The organism is Vibrio sp. 14G-20 (assembly GCF_026241515.1).
Lineage (GTDB): Bacteria > Pseudomonadota > Gammaproteobacteria > Enterobacterales > Vibrionaceae > Vibrio.
Map to the genome: position 1 here is coordinate 12,894 of NZ_JAPHPW010000020.1, position 23,534 is coordinate 36,427.

13 protein-coding genes are annotated in these 23,534 nt (G+C 42.8%); 9 read left to right on the top strand and 4 right to left on the bottom strand.

What is annotated here, in order from left to right; genetic code table 11:
• Window positions 1-177: 177 nt before the first annotated feature.
• A complete protein-coding gene (locus tag OQJ75_RS16535; protein ID WP_265974082.1) occupies window positions 178-1,197 on the bottom strand; it encodes a LacI family DNA-binding transcriptional regulator in 1,020 nt (339 codons plus the stop codon).
• A 400-nt stretch (window positions 1,198-1,597) separates the two neighbouring features.
• On the opposite strand from OQJ75_RS16535, the gene OQJ75_RS16540 reads away from it, so the two are divergent.
• The 6 genes from OQJ75_RS16540 to OQJ75_RS16565 are packed head-to-tail and all read left to right on the top strand — an operon-like array spanning window position 1,598 to window position 10,740.
• Entirely contained in the window at window positions 1,598-3,241 is a 1,644-nt protein-coding gene (locus tag OQJ75_RS16540) for an ABC transporter substrate-binding protein (protein WP_265974083.1), read from the top strand.
• A 45-nt stretch (window positions 3,242-3,286) separates the two neighbouring features.
• Window positions 3,287-4,261 (top strand): ABC transporter permease, encoded by a 975-nt coding sequence (locus OQJ75_RS16545; protein ID WP_048613278.1) that lies wholly within the window; start codon window positions 3,287-3,289, stop codon window positions 4,259-4,261.
• 9 nt (window positions 4,262-4,270) lie between these two features.
• Window positions 4,271-5,260, top strand: a complete 990-nt coding sequence (locus OQJ75_RS16550; RefSeq protein ID WP_265974084.1) for an ABC transporter permease — start codon at window positions 4,271-4,273, stop codon at window positions 5,258-5,260.
• The gene (locus tag OQJ75_RS16555; RefSeq protein ID WP_265974140.1) at window positions 5,260-6,234 is read left to right on the top strand and encodes an ABC transporter ATP-binding protein; all 975 of its coding nucleotides are present in this window, start codon (window positions 5,260-5,262) and stop codon (window positions 6,232-6,234) included. The genes OQJ75_RS16550 and OQJ75_RS16555 overlap by 1 nt, the downstream gene beginning before the upstream one ends.
• Window positions 6,224-7,228 (top strand): ABC transporter ATP-binding protein, encoded by a 1,005-nt coding sequence (locus OQJ75_RS16560; protein ID WP_265974085.1) that lies wholly within the window; start codon window positions 6,224-6,226, stop codon window positions 7,226-7,228. Before OQJ75_RS16555 ends, OQJ75_RS16560 begins: the two co-directional genes overlap by 11 nt.
• Before the next feature lie 59 nt (window positions 7,229-7,287).
• The gene (locus OQJ75_RS16565) at window positions 7,288-10,740 is read left to right on the top strand and encodes a hypothetical protein (protein WP_265974086.1); all 3,453 of its coding nucleotides are present in this window, start codon (window positions 7,288-7,290) and stop codon (window positions 10,738-10,740) included.
• Window positions 10,741-10,871: 131 nt separating this feature from the next.
• Here the strand turns inward: OQJ75_RS16565 and OQJ75_RS16570 are convergent, their stop codons facing one another.
• Entirely contained in the window at window positions 10,872-11,888 is a 1,017-nt protein-coding gene (locus OQJ75_RS16570) for a LacI family DNA-binding transcriptional regulator (protein WP_265974087.1), read from the bottom strand.
• A 508-nt stretch (window positions 11,889-12,396) separates the two neighbouring features.
• Between OQJ75_RS16570 and OQJ75_RS16575 the strand changes: the two genes are divergently transcribed.
• Both OQJ75_RS16575 and OQJ75_RS16580 read left to right on the top strand, forming a co-directional pair.
• Complete coding sequence (locus OQJ75_RS16575) at window positions 12,397-15,570, top strand: hypothetical protein (RefSeq protein ID WP_265974088.1); 3,174 nt, start codon at window positions 12,397-12,399, stop codon at window positions 15,568-15,570.
• Between the two features lie 160 nt (window positions 15,571-15,730).
• Window positions 15,731-17,260, top strand: coding sequence for an MFS transporter (locus tag OQJ75_RS16580; RefSeq protein WP_265974089.1), 1,530 nt, complete (start codon window positions 15,731-15,733; stop codon window positions 17,258-17,260).
• Between the two features lie 1,405 nt (window positions 17,261-18,665).
• Here OQJ75_RS16580 and OQJ75_RS16585 read toward each other — a convergent pair.
• Window positions 18,666-20,294 carry an ABC transporter ATP-binding protein gene (locus OQJ75_RS16585; protein WP_265974090.1) on the bottom strand — a complete coding sequence of 543 codons (1,629 nt, stop codon included), beginning with the start codon at window positions 20,292-20,294 and terminating at the stop codon, window positions 18,666-18,668.
• 12 nt (window positions 20,295-20,306) lie between these two features.
• Window positions 20,307-20,801, bottom strand: coding sequence for a hypothetical protein (locus OQJ75_RS16590; protein ID WP_265974091.1), 495 nt, complete (start codon window positions 20,799-20,801; stop codon window positions 20,307-20,309).
• 240 nt (window positions 20,802-21,041) lie between these two features.
• Here OQJ75_RS16590 and OQJ75_RS16595 point away from each other — a divergent pair, with 240 nt between their 5' ends.
• The gene (locus tag OQJ75_RS16595) at window positions 21,042-23,402 is read left to right on the top strand and encodes a Lon protease family protein (RefSeq protein ID WP_265974092.1); all 2,361 of its coding nucleotides are present in this window, start codon (window positions 21,042-21,044) and stop codon (window positions 23,400-23,402) included.
• Window positions 23,403-23,534 lie beyond the last annotated feature (132 nt).

Here is a 23,534-nt window from a genome sequence, read left to right on the forward strand (position 1 = left end):
TTACTTTGCGGCTTGTCTCTTATGGCTATATAGCTTATAGCTCTTGAGCAGCTTCTTGGTGACTGTTACTAATATTCATTCAAATAATAGTTAATAATTAAGCACTAAATAGCTATCGTCAAAAAGTAAAACGTTTATCTATTTTAATATTGTATTTATTAATGCGTTGTTAATAAGCTAGTGGTGTTGATTTAGGTCTTTTACTGAGTCCCTGATTTCAAGCGACGGTGTCAGTTTTTTCCCTTTTAGTATTTCTTTATTTGATAATTGGTCTATCAGCATTTGACCCGCGAGTCTGCCCATATCATGGATAGAGAACCCAACCGTTGTTAGTAAAGGTCGCAGGTGTTTAGACATTAGATCGTTATCAAAGCTCACTATTGATAAGTCTTCGCCAACCTGAAGGTTGTGTTGTGAGCATGCATCATAGACCGCTAAGGCGATGTTATCATTTTGACAAAAAACTCCAGTAATATCGTTCATGGTCTGAATGAGATGGTTTGCTTTCACTAGGTTATCTTTGTGGTCGAATCGCCCTTCTACAATCAGTGACGGGTCATAATCGATGTTGGATTCTGCCAGTGCTTTCATATAGCCGAGTAATCGGTCTCTCGCTTCATGTTTGACTAAGGGGCCAGTAATACAAGCGATTCGTCGATGGCCGTTATCAATCAAGTGCTGCGTAGCAAGGTAGCCACCAAGCTCGTTGTCAACATACAAACAGTGTTGTTCAAGGTCAGGTAAGTGGCGATTTAAAACGACAAAGTTTTTGAAGCTTGTTACATGATCGATTAACGTCGAATCACACATTTGATCGGCATGAACAATCGCACCATCCACTTGTTTCGACCGCAGAAAAGTCAGTGACTCGGTCTCTTTTTCAAGTGAATCTTGACCGCTTGTTACAATGAGATGTAAACCCAGTTTATAGATTTCATTTTCTGTGGCGTGCATTAGAGGGCCGTAAAAGGGGCCATCCAAGCTACCCACCAGCATGCCGATACTGTTGGATTTTTTAGTAGCGAGGGCTTTCGCCGTTGAGTTAGGCGTATAACCTAACTCTTCAATAGCATTGAGAACCTTGATTAAGTTTCTTTCTTTTACAGTAGATTGTTGGTTTATAACTCTAGATACTGTCGCTTGAGAAACGTTGGCATATTCAGCGACCTCTTTTATGGTAATTGTATTCTTATCCATGATATTAAATTCTACCTGTTAAATATAATCTTTAATTGCATTCTCAATGGATTCATACCATTAAAAATATCTTATCCAAGGCCGGTAAATTAATATTACCTCAAAAAACAATTTTGTAAGCGGTTTCTTTTGGGGCGGTCATCACATTTGCGATGAAATGAGCGAGAGAATTGCTTCTTCGCAAGTTATTGAAAAATATGGTTTTATTTTTTTGCTGGTTTTCTGTTTTATTTAACTTATTGATTTTAAGGTGTTAATTTCTGATGTGATGGTGTTGGCAAAACATCATGGGGAGTTTGTGTCCGCCATATGTTTGCCTTAGGATTTTAATTAAAAATGAAACCGCTTACTTTTTGTTAGTGTGGCTTGTAAGCCACTGCATTGGATAAAGGGAATATTTATGAAGAAACATGCATCTATAGTGTCGGTTGTAATCAGTGCGGCACTTAGCAGTGGTTTATATGCAGCAGATGTTGATCAGTTTGAACAGGGAGGGTCAATCTCTGTCCCTATCATCAATACCGGTTTTCTAGACAACTACAACCCATATACAACAAAAGATATCTTACATGGGACGATGTTTGAGCCGTTGATGGTGTTTAACAACATGACCGACGAGACTCATTGGCGTTTGGCTGAGTCTGCAACGTATTCTGACGATCTTAAGTCAATCACGTTGAAAATCAGACAAGGACTAAAATGGTCTGATGGCAGTGCATTATCAGCTGAAGATGTGGTTTATAGCTTTGAATTAGCAAAAGAAAACCCTGCATTTGACCAGAAGGGGATCTGGGCTGAGAATCGATTAATCAATATTGAAGCGACCGATGAAACAACGATAGTGTTCAATATTGCACAGCCTGACACGACGTTTTTGTGGAACCTCGCGGCTTATCACATTGTGCCTAAAAAAGTGTGGGGGCTACAAAAAGACTTAACAACGTTTACCAACCCAAACCCTATTGGCAGTGGGCCGATGACACAAGTGAGCTATCTTAAATCACAACAAATGGAACTGTGTCGTAACCCGCATTACTACCTTGAGAACCGCCCTTATTTAGATTGCATTACTTTCCGTTCATATAACGATAACTCTCAAATTCAACCGGCGCTTATCAAAGGAGAGATCGACTGGGGTTCGAACTTCATTGCTGATATCGAAAATACCTTTGTTGCCCGTGATCCTGACAACAACCACTTTTGGTATCCAGCGAACGACGCTATCCACTTATATTTAAATACTAAAGAAGCGCCTTTTAATGATGTGAAGGTTCGCCAAGCGCTATCTGTTGCTTTAGACAGAGAACTGATTGTGGATATTGCAGCGTATGGCTATCCGACAGCAAACTTTAATCCTGGTGGCATTGGTGAGCTGTATCAATCTGATATTGATCCCAAGGTGAACGAGAAATACGGCTACCTAACGCAATATTCCCCTGAACTTGCGTCTGATTTGTTAGATCAAGCAGGAATCATTGACCGAAATGGTGATGGGTTTCGTGATCTTGCAAGCGGTGAAACGTTTGAGTTTGATATCGAAGTCGTCAATGGTTGGACTGACTGGATTCAAGTTGTCCAGATGGCGACAGAGTTTTATGAAGAGATAGGCGTTAAGTCGAACGTTAAAACAGTCGACTGGGCCGTGTACGACAAAAATCTGAAAGACAGTAAATATAAAGTTTCGATTAACTGGTCTATGGCTGCAGCAAACCCAATCGTAGCGTATCAAGAGTACTTCTCTTCTGACCGAATCGGTAAAACTTGGCATGCAGGTCATGGTATCAATAGCCCTGAAATTGATGCGTTGATTGACAGTTTTGGGAAAACAAACGATAGCACCAAGCAATCCCAAATTTTGTCAGAGCTACAAGAGTTCACGGCGCAAAACCTTCCATTCATCCCTTTGTACTCGAACCCTACATGGTTCCAATACAGCGAGTCGAAGATCACGGGTTGGCCGAGTAAAGAGAACCCATATATTCAACCCGTTTTTTATGATGGCGGTAAACGCGTAATCATTCTTAATAACTTACACCTTAAATAAATTCATATAGGAGGGGGTAGCCCCTCCCACTGTAAGGATGGCGTTATGTCGTTTCTTGTTCGCCGGTTTGGCTTTTACTTTACTGCTTTTTTAATAGCAATATCTTTCAATTTTATGCTTCCTCGGTTGATGCCGGGTGATCCGGTTGATGCGCTTTTTGCTGCCGCTCAAGGCCGTATGGACCCTGCTCAAATGGATGCGGTTCGTGAAATGTATGGTTTTGTTGATGGCAATATTTTTGAGCAATATTTTGCTTACATGAAAAGTGTGTTTACATTGGATTTGGGACCATCTGTGTTGATGTTCCCTGTGAGTGTGTCTGATGTGTTGGCAATGGCACTCCCCTGGACCATGTTTTTAGCGTTAGGGTCGTTGATTGTTGCTCTGATTATTGGTGTCAGCATTGGCACTTATGCTTCTTATCGTCGTGAAGGTCTGTTCGGGCAACTCGTGCCACCGATTTTGGCATTCATTAGTAACTTTCCTTACATCGTTACTGCTCTGCTGCTGTTTTATTTCTTTGGTTTGAAGCTTGAACTGCTCCCATTAGCTTATACCTACGACCCTTCCTTAGAGCCAGGTATGACGTGGGAGTTTATCTCGAGCGTGGCAAAACATGCTGTGTTACCTGTTGGCTCAATGGTTATCGTTGGCATCTCGACTTGGGTGTTCAATATGCGTAATGCGATGATCAATGTATTAGGAGAAGACTACGTGACGATGGCTGAAGCCAAAGGGCTAAGCAGTTATCGCGTGATGTCTCGATATGCGGGTCGAAATGCCATTCTTCCAGTCGCTACGGCTATCGCGATGGCGATTGGTTTCTCATTTGCGGGCTCAATCATGACGGAAGTTGTTTTTAACTATCAAGGCTTAGGCAACATTCTATTAAAAGGTATCGTCGCTCGAGATTATCCACTCATTCAAGCAATTTTGCTTATCTTGGTTACTGCCGTACTCACTGCCAATTTCATCGCTGATCTGCTTTACGTTTGGCTCGACCCTCGTATCTCTAATTAAGGCCATCACATGGATAATCTAATCACCAATAAAACCGTTGCGTCTGGCCAAAATTTGTCAGCGCGTGAACCGAAATACTCTTGGAAAAATGTTAAGCAAATCTGCGGAAAAGTGTACGCCTTTTTCTACGGCAACCCGCCTGCAATTATCGGCACGTTTTTGCTGACAATCATATTGGTGGGTGCATTAATGGCGCCTGTTTTGGCAACTCATAACCCAGAGAAGCGCGTCGCAAGGCCTCATGTTGCACCGAGTAGTGAACACATATTTGGCACCACACGCAGTGGACGAGACGTATACAGCCAAGTGTTGCATGGCGCGAGAAAATCGCTCACGGTGGCGATTTCGGCAGGCGTTATTGCTATGACGATCGCTGTGTTAGTTGGCGTTTCATCGGGCTACTTCGGTGGCAAGATAGATGATCGACTGAATTTCTTAACTAACGTTTTCTTAGTGTTCCCACAGCTCCCTCTTTTGATTGTGTTAGCGGCATTTTTGGGGCAAGTGGGGTCGCTTGTGATTACCGTGTTGTTGGGCATTACTTCGTGGCCATGGGGGGCGAGGGTCATTCGCGCTCAAACAATGGCAATACGCAGTAAAGAGTTCATCATTTCTGCAGAGGTAATGGGCGAGTCCAAAGTTCGTATTATTCTCGTCGAGATCCTACCGAATTTAGTTTCAATCGTTTTTGGTGGCTTCCTTGGAACCGTGATTTATGCCATGGGCTCAGAAGCGGGTTTAGGTATTTTGGGCTTGGGCGATGCGACAGAAGTGAGCTGGGGTTCGATGCTGTATTGGGCGCAAACTTCTTCATCTTTATATACAGGCGCTTGGTGGGAAATGCTGATTCCTGCACTGGCTCTTGCCATTACGGGTGGGGCACTGGCTTTGATCAACATGTCGATTGACCAAGTGAGTAATCCGAAACTCAGAACGGGCCCACATATCAAACTTTGGCACAAACTTAAAAAAGAAGCGGATAAGCGCAGAGGTTTATGATGAGTAACTTACTAGAAATTAATGACCTTTGTGTCGATTATGTCTCGCCCAACGGTATCGCGCGTGCCGTGAACAATGTCAGCCTGTCTATCGCGCCGGGAGAAACGCTCGGTGTTGCGGGCGAGTCGGGTTGCGGGAAAAGCACATTAGCGTTTGCCATTTCACGTTTGCACAAAGCACCTGCTCTCATCTCGGAAGGGGAAATCCTTTATAAAGGGCAAGATGTTCTCAAGATGAACAACAAGCAGCTACGCCAATTTCGCTGGAATGATGTGTCAGTGGTTTTCCAGAGCGCAATGAACTCTTTAAACCCGGTGATTTCTATTGGCGAACAGTTAACGGACGTGATTCTGGCGCATAAACCGGTGACGTACGCGCAAGCACACCAACGTGGGGTAGAGTTACTCAATACTGTTGGTATTCATGGGGACAGAATGTCGAGCTTCCCTCACCAATTGAGTGGTGGAATGCGCCAGCGTGTGGTTATTGCGATTGCGTTAGCCCTTGAGCCCAAACTGATCATTATGGATGAGCCAACAACGGCACTCGATGTTGTCGTTGAGCGTGAAATTCTCAATGAGTTGTATGACCTAAAGAGCAAATTTGGCTTTTCGATACTGTTTATCAGCCACGATTTAAGTTTGATGGGCGAAATTGCGGATCGAATTGGTGTGATGTATGCCGGTAACCTGATTGAACTTGGCGATGCAAAAACAGTATTTAGCCAACCTAAACACCCTTATACTAAAGGTTTGATCTCTTCATTCCCAACGATTCATGGCCCGAAAGAGCGCCTACATGGTATTCCGGGTAACCCCGTTAACCTTCTCGATATTCCCCAAGGGTGCAACTTTCAAGAGCGCTGTACCGAATGTGTCGCAGCGTGCTTTGAAACCGAGCCTCACCTGTTGTCGGTCGAGAACGCCTATCATGTCGCTTGTCATTTAGTGGAAGGAAACCAACATGGATACTGAACAAACAATCGTAAACAGCCGTAAAGATGTGATCTTGTCGGTTAGGAATCTCATGAAAGATTTTCCGGTTGGCCAATCCAGTAAGAACAATATGATGCGCGCCGTGAATGACGTTTCTTTTGAGCTACGCAAAGGCGAGGCGCTTGCCATTGTGGGTGAGTCGGGTTCAGGAAAAAGTACTGGAGCAAGAGTACTTACGCGCATCTACGACAAAACAGCAGGAGACATCGAGTTTAAAGGTGAGCCTTTAGCCGACTATATTAAAAAACATGGTGAGCTAGAGTATGCACGCCAAGTTCAGATGATTTTCCAAGACCCATTTGGATCTTTAAACCCGGTACACACCATTTATCATCATATTGCTCGTCCACTTTTGATTCATAAACGCACAGAGAAAGACGCCATTCCTCAATTGGTGTATGAACTGCTGGATATGGTGGGTTTATCGCCGGTGAAAGAGACGGCGGAGAAATACCCTCATGAACTCAGTGGTGGGCAACGCCAACGTGTCGCTATTGCAAGAGCGATCGCAGTAAGCCCGGAAGTCATTTTGGCTGATGAGCCTATCTCGATGCTCGATGTTTCTGTTCGTTTAGGCATCTTAAACCTAATGGCCGACCTGAAAGACAAACATGGTATCTCTTTCATGTACATCACTCACGACATCGCGACCGCTCGCTATTTTGCCGAGAAAACTGCGGTGATGTATGTCGGACATATGGTTGAGTGGGGTGATAGTGACAATGTAACTCAAAACCCACACCACCCGTATTCACAACTTTTGTTGTCGGCTGTTCCTGAAGTAGGCAATGCCGGTAAACGTGAACTTGGCGCTAAAAAAGGGGACATCCCACTTTGGAAGCCGACCAGCAAAGGGTGTCCGTTTGTGACTCGTTGTTATCATGCAAGTGACAAGTGCGCTCAATCGATGCCATCAGTGACTCAAGTATCAAGTAATCATTTCGTTCGTTGCCATCACATCCCGAACAAGTAACACAAAGACAGTTAATTTTTAGCGCCTAAAGTAAGCGCTTTCATGGTTGGTTTATTATTATGACATACATTAGAAATTCAGAAGCTCAAGACGTTCGCGGACAGTTCGTCGATTTAGACGGAGAGCGTTACTACAACATCAGCAATGTGGACGCCATGGCGCCCTTTTTTATCAGCGTGGTCTCTGCAAGTAATCATTGGTTATTTATCTCTTCTTCTGGCTGCCTTTCTGCAGGGCGTATTCGACCTGAAAATGCACTTTTCCCTTATCGTTCGGTAGATTACATTCATGAAAATGCAGAAAATACCGGTTCAAAAGCGATAGTAAAAGTGGCTCAAGGTACCAATGCTTCAGCCTGTTGGGAACCATTCAACCTACACCATGACGGCAAGTTTGATGTTGAGCGCAATATTTACAAGAACGTTACGGGTGACAAAATTGTCTTCCAAGAGGTGAACTATACACTGGGTTTGAGCTATCAATACAGTTGGCAAACCTCTGACCGTTTTGGTTTCGTTCGAGAAACAGAAGTGGCTAATTTAGACTCTCAACCGAAGCATATTGAGATCATTGATGGGATCCAGAATGTTTTGCCTCCAGAGGTGCCTAAAACGGTGATGCAAACAAGTAGCGCGCTGGTGGATGCTTATAAATGGAATGAGCGTGTCGATACTCTGCCGTTAGCACTTTACAGCTTGTATGCCAAATTGAGTGACCGAGCCGATCCGGCGGAATCTTTACGTGCAACGTCTGTGTTCTCACTGGTTGATAATGAGCATCAGGTACTACTGAGTTCTAAAGAGTTAACGAAGTTTAGAAAAAACAGTCAACTTAGTGCGCAACCATTGGTTCGAGGCGAGCGCGGTGCTTATTTAATACATCAAAAATTTGAGCTAAAGCCGAACCAAAAACAAAATTGGTTGATTGTGGCCGACATTGATCAGACCCACAAAGAGGTAGAAGTCACTAAAGCATTACTGCTAGAAAGTGGTGCACTGGCTAAGCAAATTAAAACCGACATCAAAGCGAATCAAGACGACCTAATGGGCTTGATGTCTGGTGGTGACGCGTGGCAATTAACGTCTTCAGAAGAAACCGATGTTCATCACTATGCGAATGTTCTGTTCAATAGTATGCGTGGTGGAGTGTTTGTTGATGGCTACGAGCTAGATAGCAGTGATGTTAGAAACACATTTGCTCGTATTAACCAAAAAGTCGCACAAAAACATCGTGATCTCTTGCACTCGCTACCCTCAAAACTGAGCCATCCTGAGCTTATTTCTTTGGTTAAAGAGACACAAGACGAGCAGTTAATCCGCCTTGCTTATGAATACTTGCCACTGACATTTGGCCGCCGACACGGAGATCCAAGCCGTCCATGGAACCATTATGAGATTAATGTTCGTGATGATGAAGGAAATCGACTGTTAGGTTACCAAGGAAACTGGCGTGATATTTTCCAAAACTGGGAAGCGTTGGCTCTGAGTTACCCGAAATTCATCGGCTCATTTATGACCAAGTTTGTGAACGCCTCGACGGTTGATGGCTATAACCCGTATCGCATCACAAAAGAAGGGATTGATTGGGAGATGTTAGAGCCTGAGAACCCGTGGAGTAATATCGGCTATTGGGGTGATCATCAAATTATCTACTTGCTCAAATTACTGGAACTCGCTGACAAGTATCAAAGCTCCGAATTAGTCGCGTGGTTGAATGAAGAGCACTTCAGTTACGCGAACGTACCGTATGAAATTGTCGGTGCAGAGCAGATATTTAAGAACTCTAAAGATACGGTGACTTTTAATACAGAAAAACAGCAAGTAATTGATGAACGTTGTGAAAAATTAGGCAGTGATGGCCGTCTTGTTATGGGCGCGAGTGATAATGTCTATTTGGTTTCACTGATGGAAAAACTGCTGGTTCCTTTACTGGCGAAACTAAGTAACTTTGTACTTGATGGTGGTATTTGGCTTAATACACAAAGACCCGAATGGAACGACGCAAATAATGCCATTGTTGGTAGTGGGTTGTCGATGGTGACGTTGTACTACATGCGTCGATACACTTCGTTCATGACTCAATTGTTAGAACGCGCTCCAAAGAGCTTTGCGATATCAAAAGAAGTCAGTGAATGGCTAAATCACAGTTTTTGTATTTTGGAAGCGGCCACGAATGTGTTGAAACATGACGCGGCGACGCCAGAGTTCCGTAAATCGTTGTTAGTCGATTTAACGAACGAAGGCGAAAAATATCGAAATAAAGTGTATCAACACGGCTTCTCATCGAAAACATCGGTAGACAGCGGTCATATCAAAGGCTTCATGAATATCGCGCAGTCGCTGATTGACCGAACGATTGAAAACAACAAGCGTGAAGATGGGCTTTACAATGCGTATAACATTTTAGACTTGAACGATGACGGTGCTCAAATTAAAGAGCTATACCCAATGCTAGAGGGTCAAGTCGCGGTATTGAGTGCTGGTGTTTTAGACGGCAAACAGAGCGCCGAATTACTTGATAACTTGTTTAGCAGTGACATGTACCGAGCTGATCAACAGACCTTTATGCTCTATCCAGACCGAGCCTTGAAAGGGTTTATGGACAAGAACAGCATTGATCAACACGCCATAGAATCAAGCACGCTGTTAGAACATATGCTACTGAGGAATGACACTCGAATCATCACAAAAGATATTAATCAGAAGTATCATTTTAATGCCGATTTTGAAAATTCAGGCGTGCTTTCAGATCGCTTAAATGAAGTGAAATCAGATTACCCAAGCTTTGCCGATAGCGACTGGAAGGCCGTACTGGCGCTTTATGAAGATGTTTTTGAACATAGCGCGTTCACTGGCCGTTCCGGCACAATGTTTGGTTATGAAGGGCTAGGTTGTATCTACTGGCATATGGTGTCAAAACTGTTGCTTGCTGTGCAAGAAAATTATCAAGCTTCGTATCGTGAAACAGGTATGAGCCCATCGACGAACAAGCTTGATAAATACTATTACCGTATTCGAAAAGGCATTGGGTTTAATAAGACCCCTCAAAATTACGGTGCTTTCCCGACCGACCCTTATTCTCATACACCGAAGCAGGCAGGCGCACAGCAACCGGGTATGACAGGGCAAGTGAAAGAAGAGATCATCACTCGTTTTGGGGAGTTGGGTATTGAGGTTGAGCAGTCTCAGTTGCGAATCCATCCGACATTATTAAAAGCATCGGACTTTACCACCCGTCTCAAGGCATTCAATTACATTGATGTCGATGGGGTTTGCCAGTCGTTGGCGCTAGAAGGTGACGGCTTGGCTTTCACTTATTGTCAGGTACCTTTTGTTTACAAGGTCGACAAAAGAGCAGTGGACACTAGTATTCATGTAAAACTGATGGATGGACAATGTTTGGAGTGTGAAGGTGACCAGCTTTCTCTTGAATTGACGCAGTGGCTTTTTGAGCGCTCGGCAATGATACACTCAATCTATGTGACGTTACCTAACAGCGCAGTTGAGCGTTAATCTCACTATTAGATAAGAAGAACACAAATAAAGCCATATTTACTATGGCTTTATTTGTTCTTATCGAGGTGTAGAAACTTAAAACATGAAGGCCTATGGCTTGAAGCTTGAAAGGCTTAAAAGCGACGAAGTTACTCGTCATTCATGTTTTTTACGGAGTCTCGAATAACGATGGTTGGGATGAGTTTACAGCTTGTCATTTTTCCAACGTCATTGATCTGGTCGATAATCATCTCGCCCGCTATCTTTCCCATTTCGTGCAGTGGAAAACCAACCGTCGTTAATTGCGGACGCATGTGCTTAGAAAGTAAGTCGTTGTCAAAGCCGACAACTGATATATCTCCCCCAATCAGCAGTTTACGTTGTACGCAAACGTCATAGACAGCCAGTGCTATATTGTCGTTTTGGCAGAATATTGCAGTGATGTTGTTGTCTCGATCAAGCAATTTAGAGGCCGTATCAAAGTTTCCTTCATGGTCAAATCGAGCTTCAATGGTGAGGTTAGGGTCATAAGAGACACCGTGTTCAGCTAGCGCACGAATATAACCAAGTAAGCGGTCACGGGCGTCTTGTTTAGACATAGGGCCAGTGATACACGCGACATTTCTATGCCCATTATCCAACAAATGCTTGGTGGCGATATACCCACCGAGTTCATTATCAAGGTAAAGACACTGATCTTTCAGCTCGGTTATTTTTCGGTTGAGCACAACGAGTGCTTTAAAGTCACGGGTTAAGCTTTGCAACATATCATCCGAGACTTTGTCAGCATGAACAATGGCACCGTCGACTTGTTTAGAGCGTAAAAAATTAAGAGCATCGTGCTCCTTTTTTTCATCGTCTTGCCCACTGGTCACTATAAAATGAAGCCCATTACGATAAAGCGTGTCTTCCGCTGAATGCATTAAAGGGCCATAAAAAGGACCGTCTAAGCTTCCTACTAACATACCGATACTGTTGGAACGGTTACTGGCTAACGCTTTAGCGGCTGAATTGGGAGTATAACCAAGGTCGGCGATGGCCTTTTTTACTTTTTCTAAGTTCTTCTCTTTTACCGAGTCCTGACCATTTATCACGCGAGAAACAGTGGCTTGCGAAACATTGGCGTATTCAGCGACTTCTTTAATTGTTATGACTTGTTTTTGCATAATAGGTCGAAAATGTCCGTGTTTAATAGATAATGGGTTTCAACTGGAAAAGGTAAGAGTTTGATGTCAGCACCATACAAATGAATGCAAGTGTTTGATTCAAAATTATCTTTTAAGCTTTAGCCCAATTTTATACGCCTTAACTGCTGAGGTACAGAAGAAAGCGGTTCAAACTTTACCTAGGTAGCAAAATGCAACAATATCTTTCATGTTTGCTTGGTGTAAAACACATCACAGAGGCGAGCTTTAAATGCTTAAAGTGAGTAATGACCTCGTTTATTGAGGGAGCAGTTCACGTTTTTTGAGTACATTTTAACTTTTCGTAGACTTATCCAATTGAGTGAAGGTATCTTACAAGCATAAAAGAAAGCGCTTTCTTTTTCTTTTTCGGTGACTCATTCGATGGGCGTTGCATTAGAGAGGTCTGGATCAGTCAGACACGTACAGAAAGGTTTTTAAAGCATTTTTCTCATGTCGGGATACAAGAGTTGAGGTAGGTAGAGTGACCATGAATAAAGAGTATTATTTGGCAAATGAAGAGTTTGTAATTAACGATTATGACTTAAAGAAGACATTTTCTTCATTTTTGCCGGGGTTAGCTGGGAAGAAGGGGATTCCGCTTTGGGCGTTTTACGTTAATCGAGGTCAGGGGTTATGTTCTTTTGGTGTAGAGAATAAGGATAATCCTATTCTTGAATTTTCACCGGCAGTGACCGCTTACCAAAATGTTGACCGAATAGGGTTTCGTACCTTTGTGAAGTTAAACAATGATGTGTATGAGTTTTTTGGTACTCAGCGTTCTGAAAATACCCAGCGTAAAATGTACATCAAGCGTGATAAATTTAAGATTACTGAAGAAAATCAAGATCTTGGTATATTAGTAACGGTGACATATTTCGGACTTCCAAACGATAGCCTTGCTGCCGTTATGAGAAAAGTAGAGATCAGAGATTTGTCGGGTATGACGCGACATATCGAACTGATTGATGGACTGTCGCAAATTCTTCCATACGGTACGCCAAATACGCTATTCAAAGAGATGTCGAACTTGCTGAGAAGTTGGATGGATGTCTACAACTTAGAAAATGACGTGCCATTTTTTAAGATGCGCTCAACCACGTCAGACAGTGCAGAAGTTGGCATATTAGATAAGGGTAACTTCTATCTGTCTTTTGCTAATGAACAGCTTATTAGCCCAATCGTTGATGGTGAAATTATATTTGGTCACGACACTTCTATGTCGACACCGGTCTCTTTTCAAGAACACTCCATTGATGAGCTAAAACAGAAAGCGCAAATTACCGCGAATAAAATTCCAGTCGGTTTTTCTCCGGTGGCATTTGACCTTAAGGGTGATGATACTTTTGTTCTGAGAACCATTATTGGCCACGCCAACGATCTCGAACAGTTGAACGGTAAAGTTAATGAGATGGTTTCAAGCCATTACTTTGACACAAAAGAGCAAGAGTCTGAGGCCGTGATCAACGAGTTGGTTCAAGAAGTTGAATGTCAGACATCGAATCCAATCTTTGATCAGTATATCAAGCAAAACTATCTCGATAACATTTTGCGTGGTGGCTACCCGTTAATATTCGAAGGAAATAAGACAAATCATGTTTATCATGTTTTTTCTCGTAAACACGGTGATCTTGAGCGTGACTATAACTTCTTCAATGTGGCTCCCGAGTATTTCTCGCAGGGTAATGGTAACTTCCGAGACGTATGTCAAAACCGCCGAGTCGATTCACTCTTTAACCCAAAAGTGGGTGACTATAACGTCAAACTGTTTGCTTCACTGATTCAGTTAGATGGTTATAATCCGTTGGGCGTTAACGGTTCGACATTCCAGTTTAATCGTGATGTGGATATCAAATCTTTAATCGCAGAGAACTTTGATAATAAGCATGACGTTATGGAAGGTGTTTTAGGTAAAAAATTCACGCCTGGTACTGTCATCAATACCATGTCAAATGAAGGTATTACGTCTTCAAAAGATGAAATGACGCTGCTGTCTGATCTTTTAAAGCATGCTGAACAAAACATTGAAGCAAGTTTTGGAGAGGGCTTTTGGGTTGACCACTGGACTTACATTCTTGATTTAGTTGAGTCTCACTTGGCTGTTTACCCAGATACCAAAAAATCATTCTTGTTCGATAACTACGACTATAAATACTATTCATCACCTGTCACCGTTCTACCAAGAGACGAAAAAACGGTACTGACAGCAGAAGGTAAAGTAAGGCGTTACGGCTCTATTTTGCACAACGATGAAGAGAAAGTAGAACAACTGGTTATGGATGTGAACGGCTCTAACTGGGTGGTTGATACACAAGGCGAGCAGATAAAAACCAATCTGTTTACGAAACTGTTTACGTTAGCGTTTAACAAGTTTTGTACGCTTGACCCTGAAGGCATTGGCATTGAGATGGAGTCAGACAAGCCTGGCTGGAATGATGCGATGAACGGCCTACCTGGGTTGTTTGGCTCTGGCGTATCGGAAACGGTTGAGCTTCTTAGACTCTTAAAGTTCCTAGCAAGTGCGTTTGATTACTCAGGCTCAATGCAGCTGCCTACTGAGTTTACGGAGTATGTATTCCGTGTTGATTCGCTTCTTAAGTCGAGCCTAACAGGGTTTGAATATTGGGACGAGATTTCTTCAATCCGAGAAGAGTATCGTCAAGCTGTGAGATTCACCGTTACCGCTAATTCAGACCAGTTGAATGTATCAGATGTGATGGCATTGCTTGGAAAGATGACGGCTAAAGTCGAAGCGGGCATAGAGAAAGCGAAAGCATTGTCGAACGGTGTACTTCCTACGTTTCTTTACTATGAAGTCTCGCAATACGAAGAGATTCTTAAAGACGGCATGCCAAAAATCGGTAATTATAATCTGCCGCTGGTTCGAGCAAAAGCCTTCAAACTCCATGTTTTACCGGCTTTCTTAGAAGCGCCTGCTCGCCTGTTGAAAGCGAATACGGACGCCCAAGGCAATGTGTCAGATTACAACAAAATCAAAGCGACAGGCATCTACGATACAGAGCTAGGCCAATTTAAAACTAGTGAGTGTTTGGATGAAATGAGTTTAGAGATCGGTCGAGCGCGCGCATTTACCAAAGGTTGGCTTGAGCGTGAATCTAATTTCTTACATATGAACTACAAGTATTTGCTTGGCTTATTAAAAGCAGGGATGTACGAACAGTATTTTAATGAAATAAGCACCAACCTGATTTGTTTCATGGACCCTGAGGTGTATGGCCGAAGTATCTTAGAAAACTCATCATTTATTGCACCAACATGCAATCCAGATCCAAAAACGCACGGTCAAGGTTTTGTGGCTCGTTTGTCTGGGTCAACCGTCGAAATGCTTCATATGTGGACCATGATGATGTTTGGCGACAAACCGTTTGTGATGAATGGCGATACGTTAACACTTAACTTGAAGCCAGCACTGTCGGCGGCATTCTTTGATGAAAACAATCAAGTGTCATTTACGTTTATGGGTGCGACGAAAGTGACTTACGTCAATCATTCTCGACTGAATACATACGATGAGTTTAGTGTTTCTGAATACGTTATGAAGTATTCGAATGGCAGCACAATCGCATTAACTGAAATCAATGGTGAACATGCCAAAGACCTAAGAAATGGCGAGATATCAGAACTTATTGTGACGATGAAATAACGAATAAACATAAGACACATAGTTAGTGTTTAGCGTACCGACAGACATTCATAGTAGGCGGTACGCAATTAAATAAACAGTAATTCGTGTTACGAATTTAAATAATAAGTTTTGCCTTTATCTTAGGCGAAAACCTATTGATGGATTAAAGGGTATTAAAATGAGTGAAGCGAATCAATCAGCAAGCCGGGTTAACGTAGGGGCGAGCTATCAACCTACGGCCAATGGCTCTGTGCCGTTGTATCAAAAGATCGCCTTTGGTGTTGGCTCTTTAGCGAATCAGCTATTTGCTGCGGCACTGGGTGTGTTCATGATTGTGCTGGTTATGGGGTTAGGTATGGACCCACTGCTTGTGGGTATTTTAGGCGCGGTTCCTCGCCTGTTTGATGCGATTACAGACCCATTAATGGGGTATATTTCTGATAACTCACGCACGCGTTGGGGACGTAGACGTCCATATATTTTTGTTGGCGCCATTATCACGGGTGTCGCTTTTATGTTGATGTGGCAAATATACCCAGAGAATGGTGAAGCCTATAACTTTGTGTACTTTTTAGTACTCTCATTGTTGTTCTATTTAGGTTACACCATTTTCGCGACGCCTTTAGTGGCTTTAGGCTATGAAATGAGCCCAGACTTTCATGAGCGAACTCGTATTATGGCGGTTTCTCAATGGATTGGGCAATTAGCATGGGTGATTGCGCCTTGGTTCTGGGTAATGATCTATGATCCGAACCTTTATGAGTCTGCTGCAATTGGTAGCCGTGAGTTGGCTATTTGGGTCGGTCTGCTTTGCCTAGTGTTTGGTATTACACCGGCTCTATTCTGTAAAGAGCGAGCACCAACAGAGCAACCAACTGAAAAGCTGACACTTTCTTCTTTCAAAAATATTTTTGGGAAGTTCTTTAAGGGAATTTGGCAAACCTTTAAATGTTTACCGTTCGTAAAACTGTGCAGCGCGACATTCCTTGTTTTCAATGGTTTCCAAACGGTGGCTCAGTTCTCTTTCTTTATCATTGTCTTTTACGTATTCAATGGTGACCAAGGTGCAGCTGGAACATGGCCCGCTTGGTTCGGTACTATCAGCTCACTATGTACTTGCTTATTAGTGATTCCGATTATTACCAAAATCTCACAAAATTTTGGAAAGAAAAACGCCTTTATTATTGCGACTTTAGTGTCAATTGTGGGCTACGTACTGCGCTGGTGGGCATTTGAACAAGCACTGAACCCAAGTACTCATTGGATGATGTTTGTTTCATTACCTCTGATGGCTTTTGGTATCGGTGGCTTGTTTACTTTAATGATGTCGATGACTGCAGATGTTTGTGACTTAGATGAGTTAAACACAGGTGAACGCCGCGAAGGGGTATTTGGCGCGGTGTACTGGTGGTTTGTTAAGTTGGGTACAGCCATTGCTACCTTGATGTCTGGTTGGGTGTTGAGTTCGATTGGCTACAAGAGATTGGAAGAGATCAGAAACTCTCTGGTTAGCGGTGAAGCTCTTTTGGATATGCCAGAAGCGTTAGAGATCATCAACTTAATGAGAGTAGCGGACATTCTTATTCCGGTGGTAACTGCGGTATTGGCCATTGTTGTTATGTATCGATACGATTTCACGGAACAAAGAGCAATTGAGGTGAGACAAGAGCTAGAGTTTCGTCGAGGTAAGATCAAGCACGCAGAATAATACAAATGAACTTAGGTTGTTAATCTTGCGCGTTCCAGTTTTAATATGCGAGATCGGACTAGTGTTAACTGTACTACTTCTATATTAGCCAGCAACGTAAGTTGCTGGCTTTGTTACATAGAGCGATTTATTCTAAGTGTTTTGAAATGCTTTATATTGTTATCTTCCTGAGGGTTTTATTTTTGTCGATTTATTGTTTGTAATGTATGAGGAAGTAACAAGGTAACGGAGTGATGGGTTAAACTTAGATAAATATATTTAAATAATTCTAATGTGTAGATTTACTAAGTGGTTTGTTCTTTGATGGTTAATTCATGAAATTAGTAATTATTTATAAGCCATAAAACAGATAAATTTTTCGATATTGTCAGGGTTTTACTTATTTTTTTGATATAAAAGTTGTCTTTTCTTGCGCAGAAGCGTTAGATATGATGGATTGTATTTTGATATCTTTACTCTATTCAGGTTCTGTCGGGGCGGATTATTTGATACGAGAGCGCTCTAGAATAAAGCTACGGGCAAGAATACATGTTCTTGATGTTGCGAAAAGTACTCGTTGGATCAAAATACATCTTATGTACCGTCTTGGTAGTTGTTTAGTTACTCTGAAACCAACAATAACCCACAAGAATTGGATAATAAAAAACTATTCAAATTTCTAATGGTGATAACCACACCCTTAAAAATTCATATATCACGATTTATTCAGTCAATGCGACTAGTAATATTATTCGAGAACTAGCGTTCACCTCATTCACACTTACAGTGTGATATCTTTTTTAGTTGTTGGTTTATATTTTCGTACCATATCCATCGTTATAACGAGAGTGGCGTATTTTATTTTGATTAGCAAAAGTTAAAAGCACTTGGGTGTGACGGGGGTGTTACTTGTTTGGGAGATAATAATTTGTCATTATATTCCTCATATCGAATTAATATATGGTTGTATATTAGGCTCAAGAGATTTGGTAGTTGATTGAAAATATGGTATTGAGTACAGGATTTGCTATCACTCGCTCTATTGGAGTGAGTCATATCAATGTGAATGACGCATTGATTTTCTGTATTGAACGTGCAGATAAAACGTTATATACAGAAAAAATGCCAGGCGGGAATTGTGTATTTAGTCAGCTTACGGATTGTATTTATTAGTAATGAATAGGTCTACAGAAACAGTTGTACCCGCTAGTCAGAAATGAATTAAAAGTAATAGTATTGAATTTCGCTTTTTGAGAAATTTAAAGTTAATCATTGCCGTCTGAACAGAAACGAAAAATGTCGCATCCATGCGACATTTTTCTTTTGGCGGCCAAACCAGTTTTGCTATATCCATTCTAGAGTGCAATCCATTAGGAGATTATTCAGAATGTACTTATAAGACGCTGTTAATGTTGATTAGTTCCCGTTACGCCGCATTTTTTTTCGATTTATTTTCTAAGTCGAATGACGCTGCGATTAACTTCTTGGTGTAGTCATTTTTCGGTGCATTGAAAATCTCTTCTGCAGACCCTTCTTCCATCACTTCACCCTTCTGCATCACCAATACGCGATCTGACAGTGCTTTCACTACAGAGAGGTCGTGGCTGATGAACAAGAAGCCGATATTGTGCTTGGCTTGAATGTCTTTTAGCAGGTCAATCACGGTCAGTTGTACTGAGCGATCGAGTGCTGAAGTCGGTTCATCCAGCAAAATGAAAGAGGGCTCTAGAATCAGTGCGCGAGCAATCGCGATACGTTGTCTTTGCCCGCCAGAAAACTCATGCGGATAACGGTTAATTGAACTCTGTTCTAAGCGAACTTCAATCAGCGCTTTACGAGCTCTTTCTAAACGTTCTTGCTTGGATAGATGAGGTTGATGCACCGTTAAGCCTTCGGTGATGATTTCCCCAACTGTCATGCGTGGTGATAAAGAACCATAAGGGTCTTGGAATACCATTTGGACATCTTTTTTGAGCTTATGGCGTTCTTTGTCGGTTAACAAACTGACATCTTGGCCTTTATAAACAATACGTCCGGTACTTGGCAGCAAGCCGATTAACGCTCGTCCCAGTGTTGATTTTCCTGATCCGGATTCACCAACAATGCCCAAGGTTTCACCCTGTTTAAGATTCAACGAAATGCCTTTTACGGCTTCGAAGTACTGACTTTTACTCTTGATGAAATGTGATTTAACCAAGAACTGAACTCGGATATCGTCAGCAGACAATAGCTCTGGGGCTGACGCCTCAACAGGAACCTTAACGCCTTTAGGAATCGAGTTAATCAGCATGCGTGTGTAATCGTGTCTTGGATTCTCGAATAAGGCTTGAGTCATCCCTTCTTCAACTAGCTCACCTTTGCACATCACCAGAACACGGTCGGCAAAATGTTTTACTACGCCAAGGTCATGGGTGATGAACAAAATTGCCATGCCCATTTTGTTTTGGATTTCTTTGATAAGAGAAAGCACTTCCGCTTGTACGGTCACATCCAATGCGGTGGTGGGTTCGTCGGCAATCAAAATATCGGGCTCGTTGATCAAAGCCATCGCGATCATGATACGCTGCAGCTGGCCGCCCGAAAACTCGTGCGGGTATTTGCTATATGCTTGCTCTGGCATGGGTAAGTGAACCAGTTCAAATAGCTCCAGCACACGTTGTTTTGCCTTCGACTTCGATACCTTACGGTGACACATAATCGCTTCAGCCACTTGAGTCCCAACACGCAGGTATGGGTTCAACGATGTCATCGGCTCCTGAAAGATCATGCCAATCCTGTCGCCGCGAATTGACTGCATTTCTCGCTCGGTCTTTCCAAGAACCGATTGCCCCTCAAACACAATTTCAGATTGAGCATCAATAATGGCGTTGTCTGGCAGTAAACGCATGAGTGCGTTGGAAGATACTGATTTGCCAGAACCCGACTCACCAACAATGGCCAAGGTTTCACTGGAATTAAGGGTAAAACTAACTTTTTTAACCGCATCAATGATTCCATCATTGGTTGTGAAGCTAACGGAGAGGTTATTGACTTTGAGAATGGCCCGGTCCGACATGATATATCCTTATCAATTTAAGACATTAGGTGAAGATTGAACTTCTGACGTAGATTTAAGCTGCCCGAAATGGTGATGAGCACGTTGAATTTGTTCAAGCTCAAGCATCCAGTGTGAGCTGCGCTGAGCACTGCAAAAAGCAATCAAGTGATTGAGTAAATCTTCACTCTGCTTCTCTAAAAGCGAATAGGTCCGTTGAATCAGTTCAGTGCTTTCGAGGGAGATGAATTGCATCAGCGCGTATGACTGGTTCAAAGTGTCGAAAGCTTTCTGTTGTTGGCCTAGACGGTTGAGAATCTCTGATTGGGCAACGCTTGCATCTCTAAGCCCTGCAAGTAAGCAAGCAAACTGGCAAGGTTTGATGTCGCTTTGATATGCAGCATATTGGATGTGATGGGGAAGGGAAATAAGAACATCATTGTAAAGACGCTGTGCTTCTGGCCAGTAGCCTTGTTCCATTAACTGTTCAGCTTTTAGGTAGTGCATCCAGCATCGTTCAATTTCCATATCCACATCCTCAATCTATAGTATTTGGAAATGTTAATGATATTTATTATCAATTGCAAATTAAAATCATTTACATGTTAAGTTGATGAATAAAATGGTCTCTTATTAGTAAAAATGGCTCAAATTGTGTGTTATTTGTTCGGTTGAACAGCGGTGCAGCGTAAGTCACTAAATTGATAGGAAATTACATCTACACTGATTTTATCTACACCCAAGTAATGAAGGATTAAGGAGGCGGCGATGGCGATGCAAAGACTCAATACAGAACAGCTGTATCAGGTAGCGGATTTAGAAAAGCTACCCTGTAAGTCGACCAAAGAACTGGCTCCAATTGACGAAATCGTCGGGCAGGAACGGGCACAAAAGGCCGTTGAGTTCGCGATGTCAATCAAGGAAAAGGGTTACAACATTTATGCGATAGGGCGAAATGGTCTTGGTAAACGCACCATGATCTTGCGCTATCTGAACCGTCATCCTCAAGAAGTGCAGGAGCTTTTTGATTGGTGTTATATCGCGAACTTTGAAGATATTCGTACACCTAAGGTACTGAAATTGCCGCGTGGCGTTGGCAGCAGTTTAAAGCAAGATATTGAAAAATTGATGCGTAAACTGTTGAAAGGTATGCCTCTAGCGTTTGACAACGAGATGTACTTTAGCCGTGCTGACAGGCTTAAAAACCAATTAGCAGCTAAGCAACAAGCCGCATTAGAAAGCATTAGCCAAGAAGCGAAAGACAAGGGCATTAACCTGACGATCACCACTCAGGGTGATTACCAGTTTGTGGCAATGAATGGCGATGATCTTCATACCGAAGAGAGCTTTGAGCTGCTTTCACCGGAAGAACAAGATCAATTCGATAAAACCATTGATGGGTTGGAAGTCGGGCTGCGAACCATTTCTCGTGAATTGACGGAGCTTGAAGAAACGTACACTGAGAAAATTCAAAAGCTGAATGATGATACGGCGCGAGATGTGATCACTCACTTCATCAAGCAATTGAAGAAGGATTACAGTCAATACCCAGATATCAAAAAGTACCTAACGGCACTGCGGAAAGACATTGTCGACAACGCTGACATCTTCCTGGAAGAGAGCACGGAACAAGCAGAAGTTGCAACGGCCTCTCTGGATAAGAAAATGCCGCGTCGCTACAAGGTTAATGTGATTGTGAGCCAGAAGGAGGAGACTCTACCAATCGTGGTTGAAGAGAATCCAAATTATCACTCTCTGTTTGGCTATGTAGAAACGGCAACGTTTAAGGGCACCGTATTTACTGACTTCTCATTGATTCGCGCAGGTAGCTTACACAGAGCCAATGGCGGCGTATTACTGATGGACGCGGTGAAGGTACTTGAGCAGCCGTACGTTTGGGAAGGCTTGAAACGAGCGCTGCGTTCACGTCAATTGAGTTTCACTTCATTAGAAAAAGAGGTGACCTTAACGGGCGCGGTATCGCTTGATCCAGAACCGATTCCATTGGACGTTAAGATCATCCTGTTTGGCGATTACCGAACTTACCAACTGCTGCAACACTACGATGCAGAGTTTGGTGAATTGTTCCGTGTGACAGCCGATTTCGAAGATGAGATGAAGCGTACTCCCGATTCTGAAATGCATTACGCGCGCTTTATTTCGAGCATCGTGCACGACAACAACATGTTGCATTGTGACCGAAAAGCGATTGCTCGCATTATTGAGCACAGCTCTCGTCAGGCGGGTGACCAAGGTAAATTGTCTCTGCACTCAGCGCACATTGCTAATCTGCTTCGTGAGTCAAACTACGTGGCGAGAGGCTCAAAATCGAATCTGATTCGTGCAACGCACGTCGACCAAGCGTTATCTAACCAACAGATGCGTGTCGGACGACTGCAAGACAGCGTGATGGAAACCTTCACTAACGGCACAACGCTAATCCATGTCGATGGTCAGGCGGTTGGACAAGTGAATGCGTTGTCTGTACTTAGTACGACGGATCATATGTTTGGTGCACCGAACCGAATCACGGCAACCACCGCTTACGGTGATGGTGAAGTGATTGATATTGAAAGAAACGTAGACCTAGGTGGCAGTATTCACTCGAAAGGGGTAATGATCTTGTCGGCTTACCTTTCTTCTGTGTTTGGTAAGACAGCAAAAGTCCCGCTCACCACTAACATCACCTTCGAACAATCGTATGGTGGCGTCGATGGTGACAGTGCGAGTATGGCCGAGTTCTGTGCGGTGGTGTCAGCGTTTTCTAAGCAGCCAAACCGTCAAGATATCGCAATTACTGGCTCTATGAACCAGTTTGGTGAGTCTCAGCCAATTGGTGGTGTGAACGAGAAAATTGAAGGTTTCTTTGATGTGTGTGAAATCAAAGGGCGTTCAAACGAACAAGGGGTGATCATCCCGCGTTCAAATGTTCACAACCTGATGCTACGCAGCGATATCGTGAGAGCGGTTGAAAAGGGCGAGTTTAATATCTGGGCGATTGACCATGTAACAGAGGCGATTGAGCTGTTCACAGGCAAAGCCGCAGGTGAGGCAAGTGATGAGGGTAGTTATCCAATTGATACTATCTTTGGTATCGCCCAAGCTAAACTGAACGCACTGCGTAAATAGCTTGAATATCTAGATAGCTAAACAAATAAACAAACAGCCAAAACGCAAAAGCCATCGATTATAGAGTCGATGGCTTTTTTATTGGTTACGATTCGGCTCGCTAGTGAGCTATTCGTTTTTGGCCGGATTACG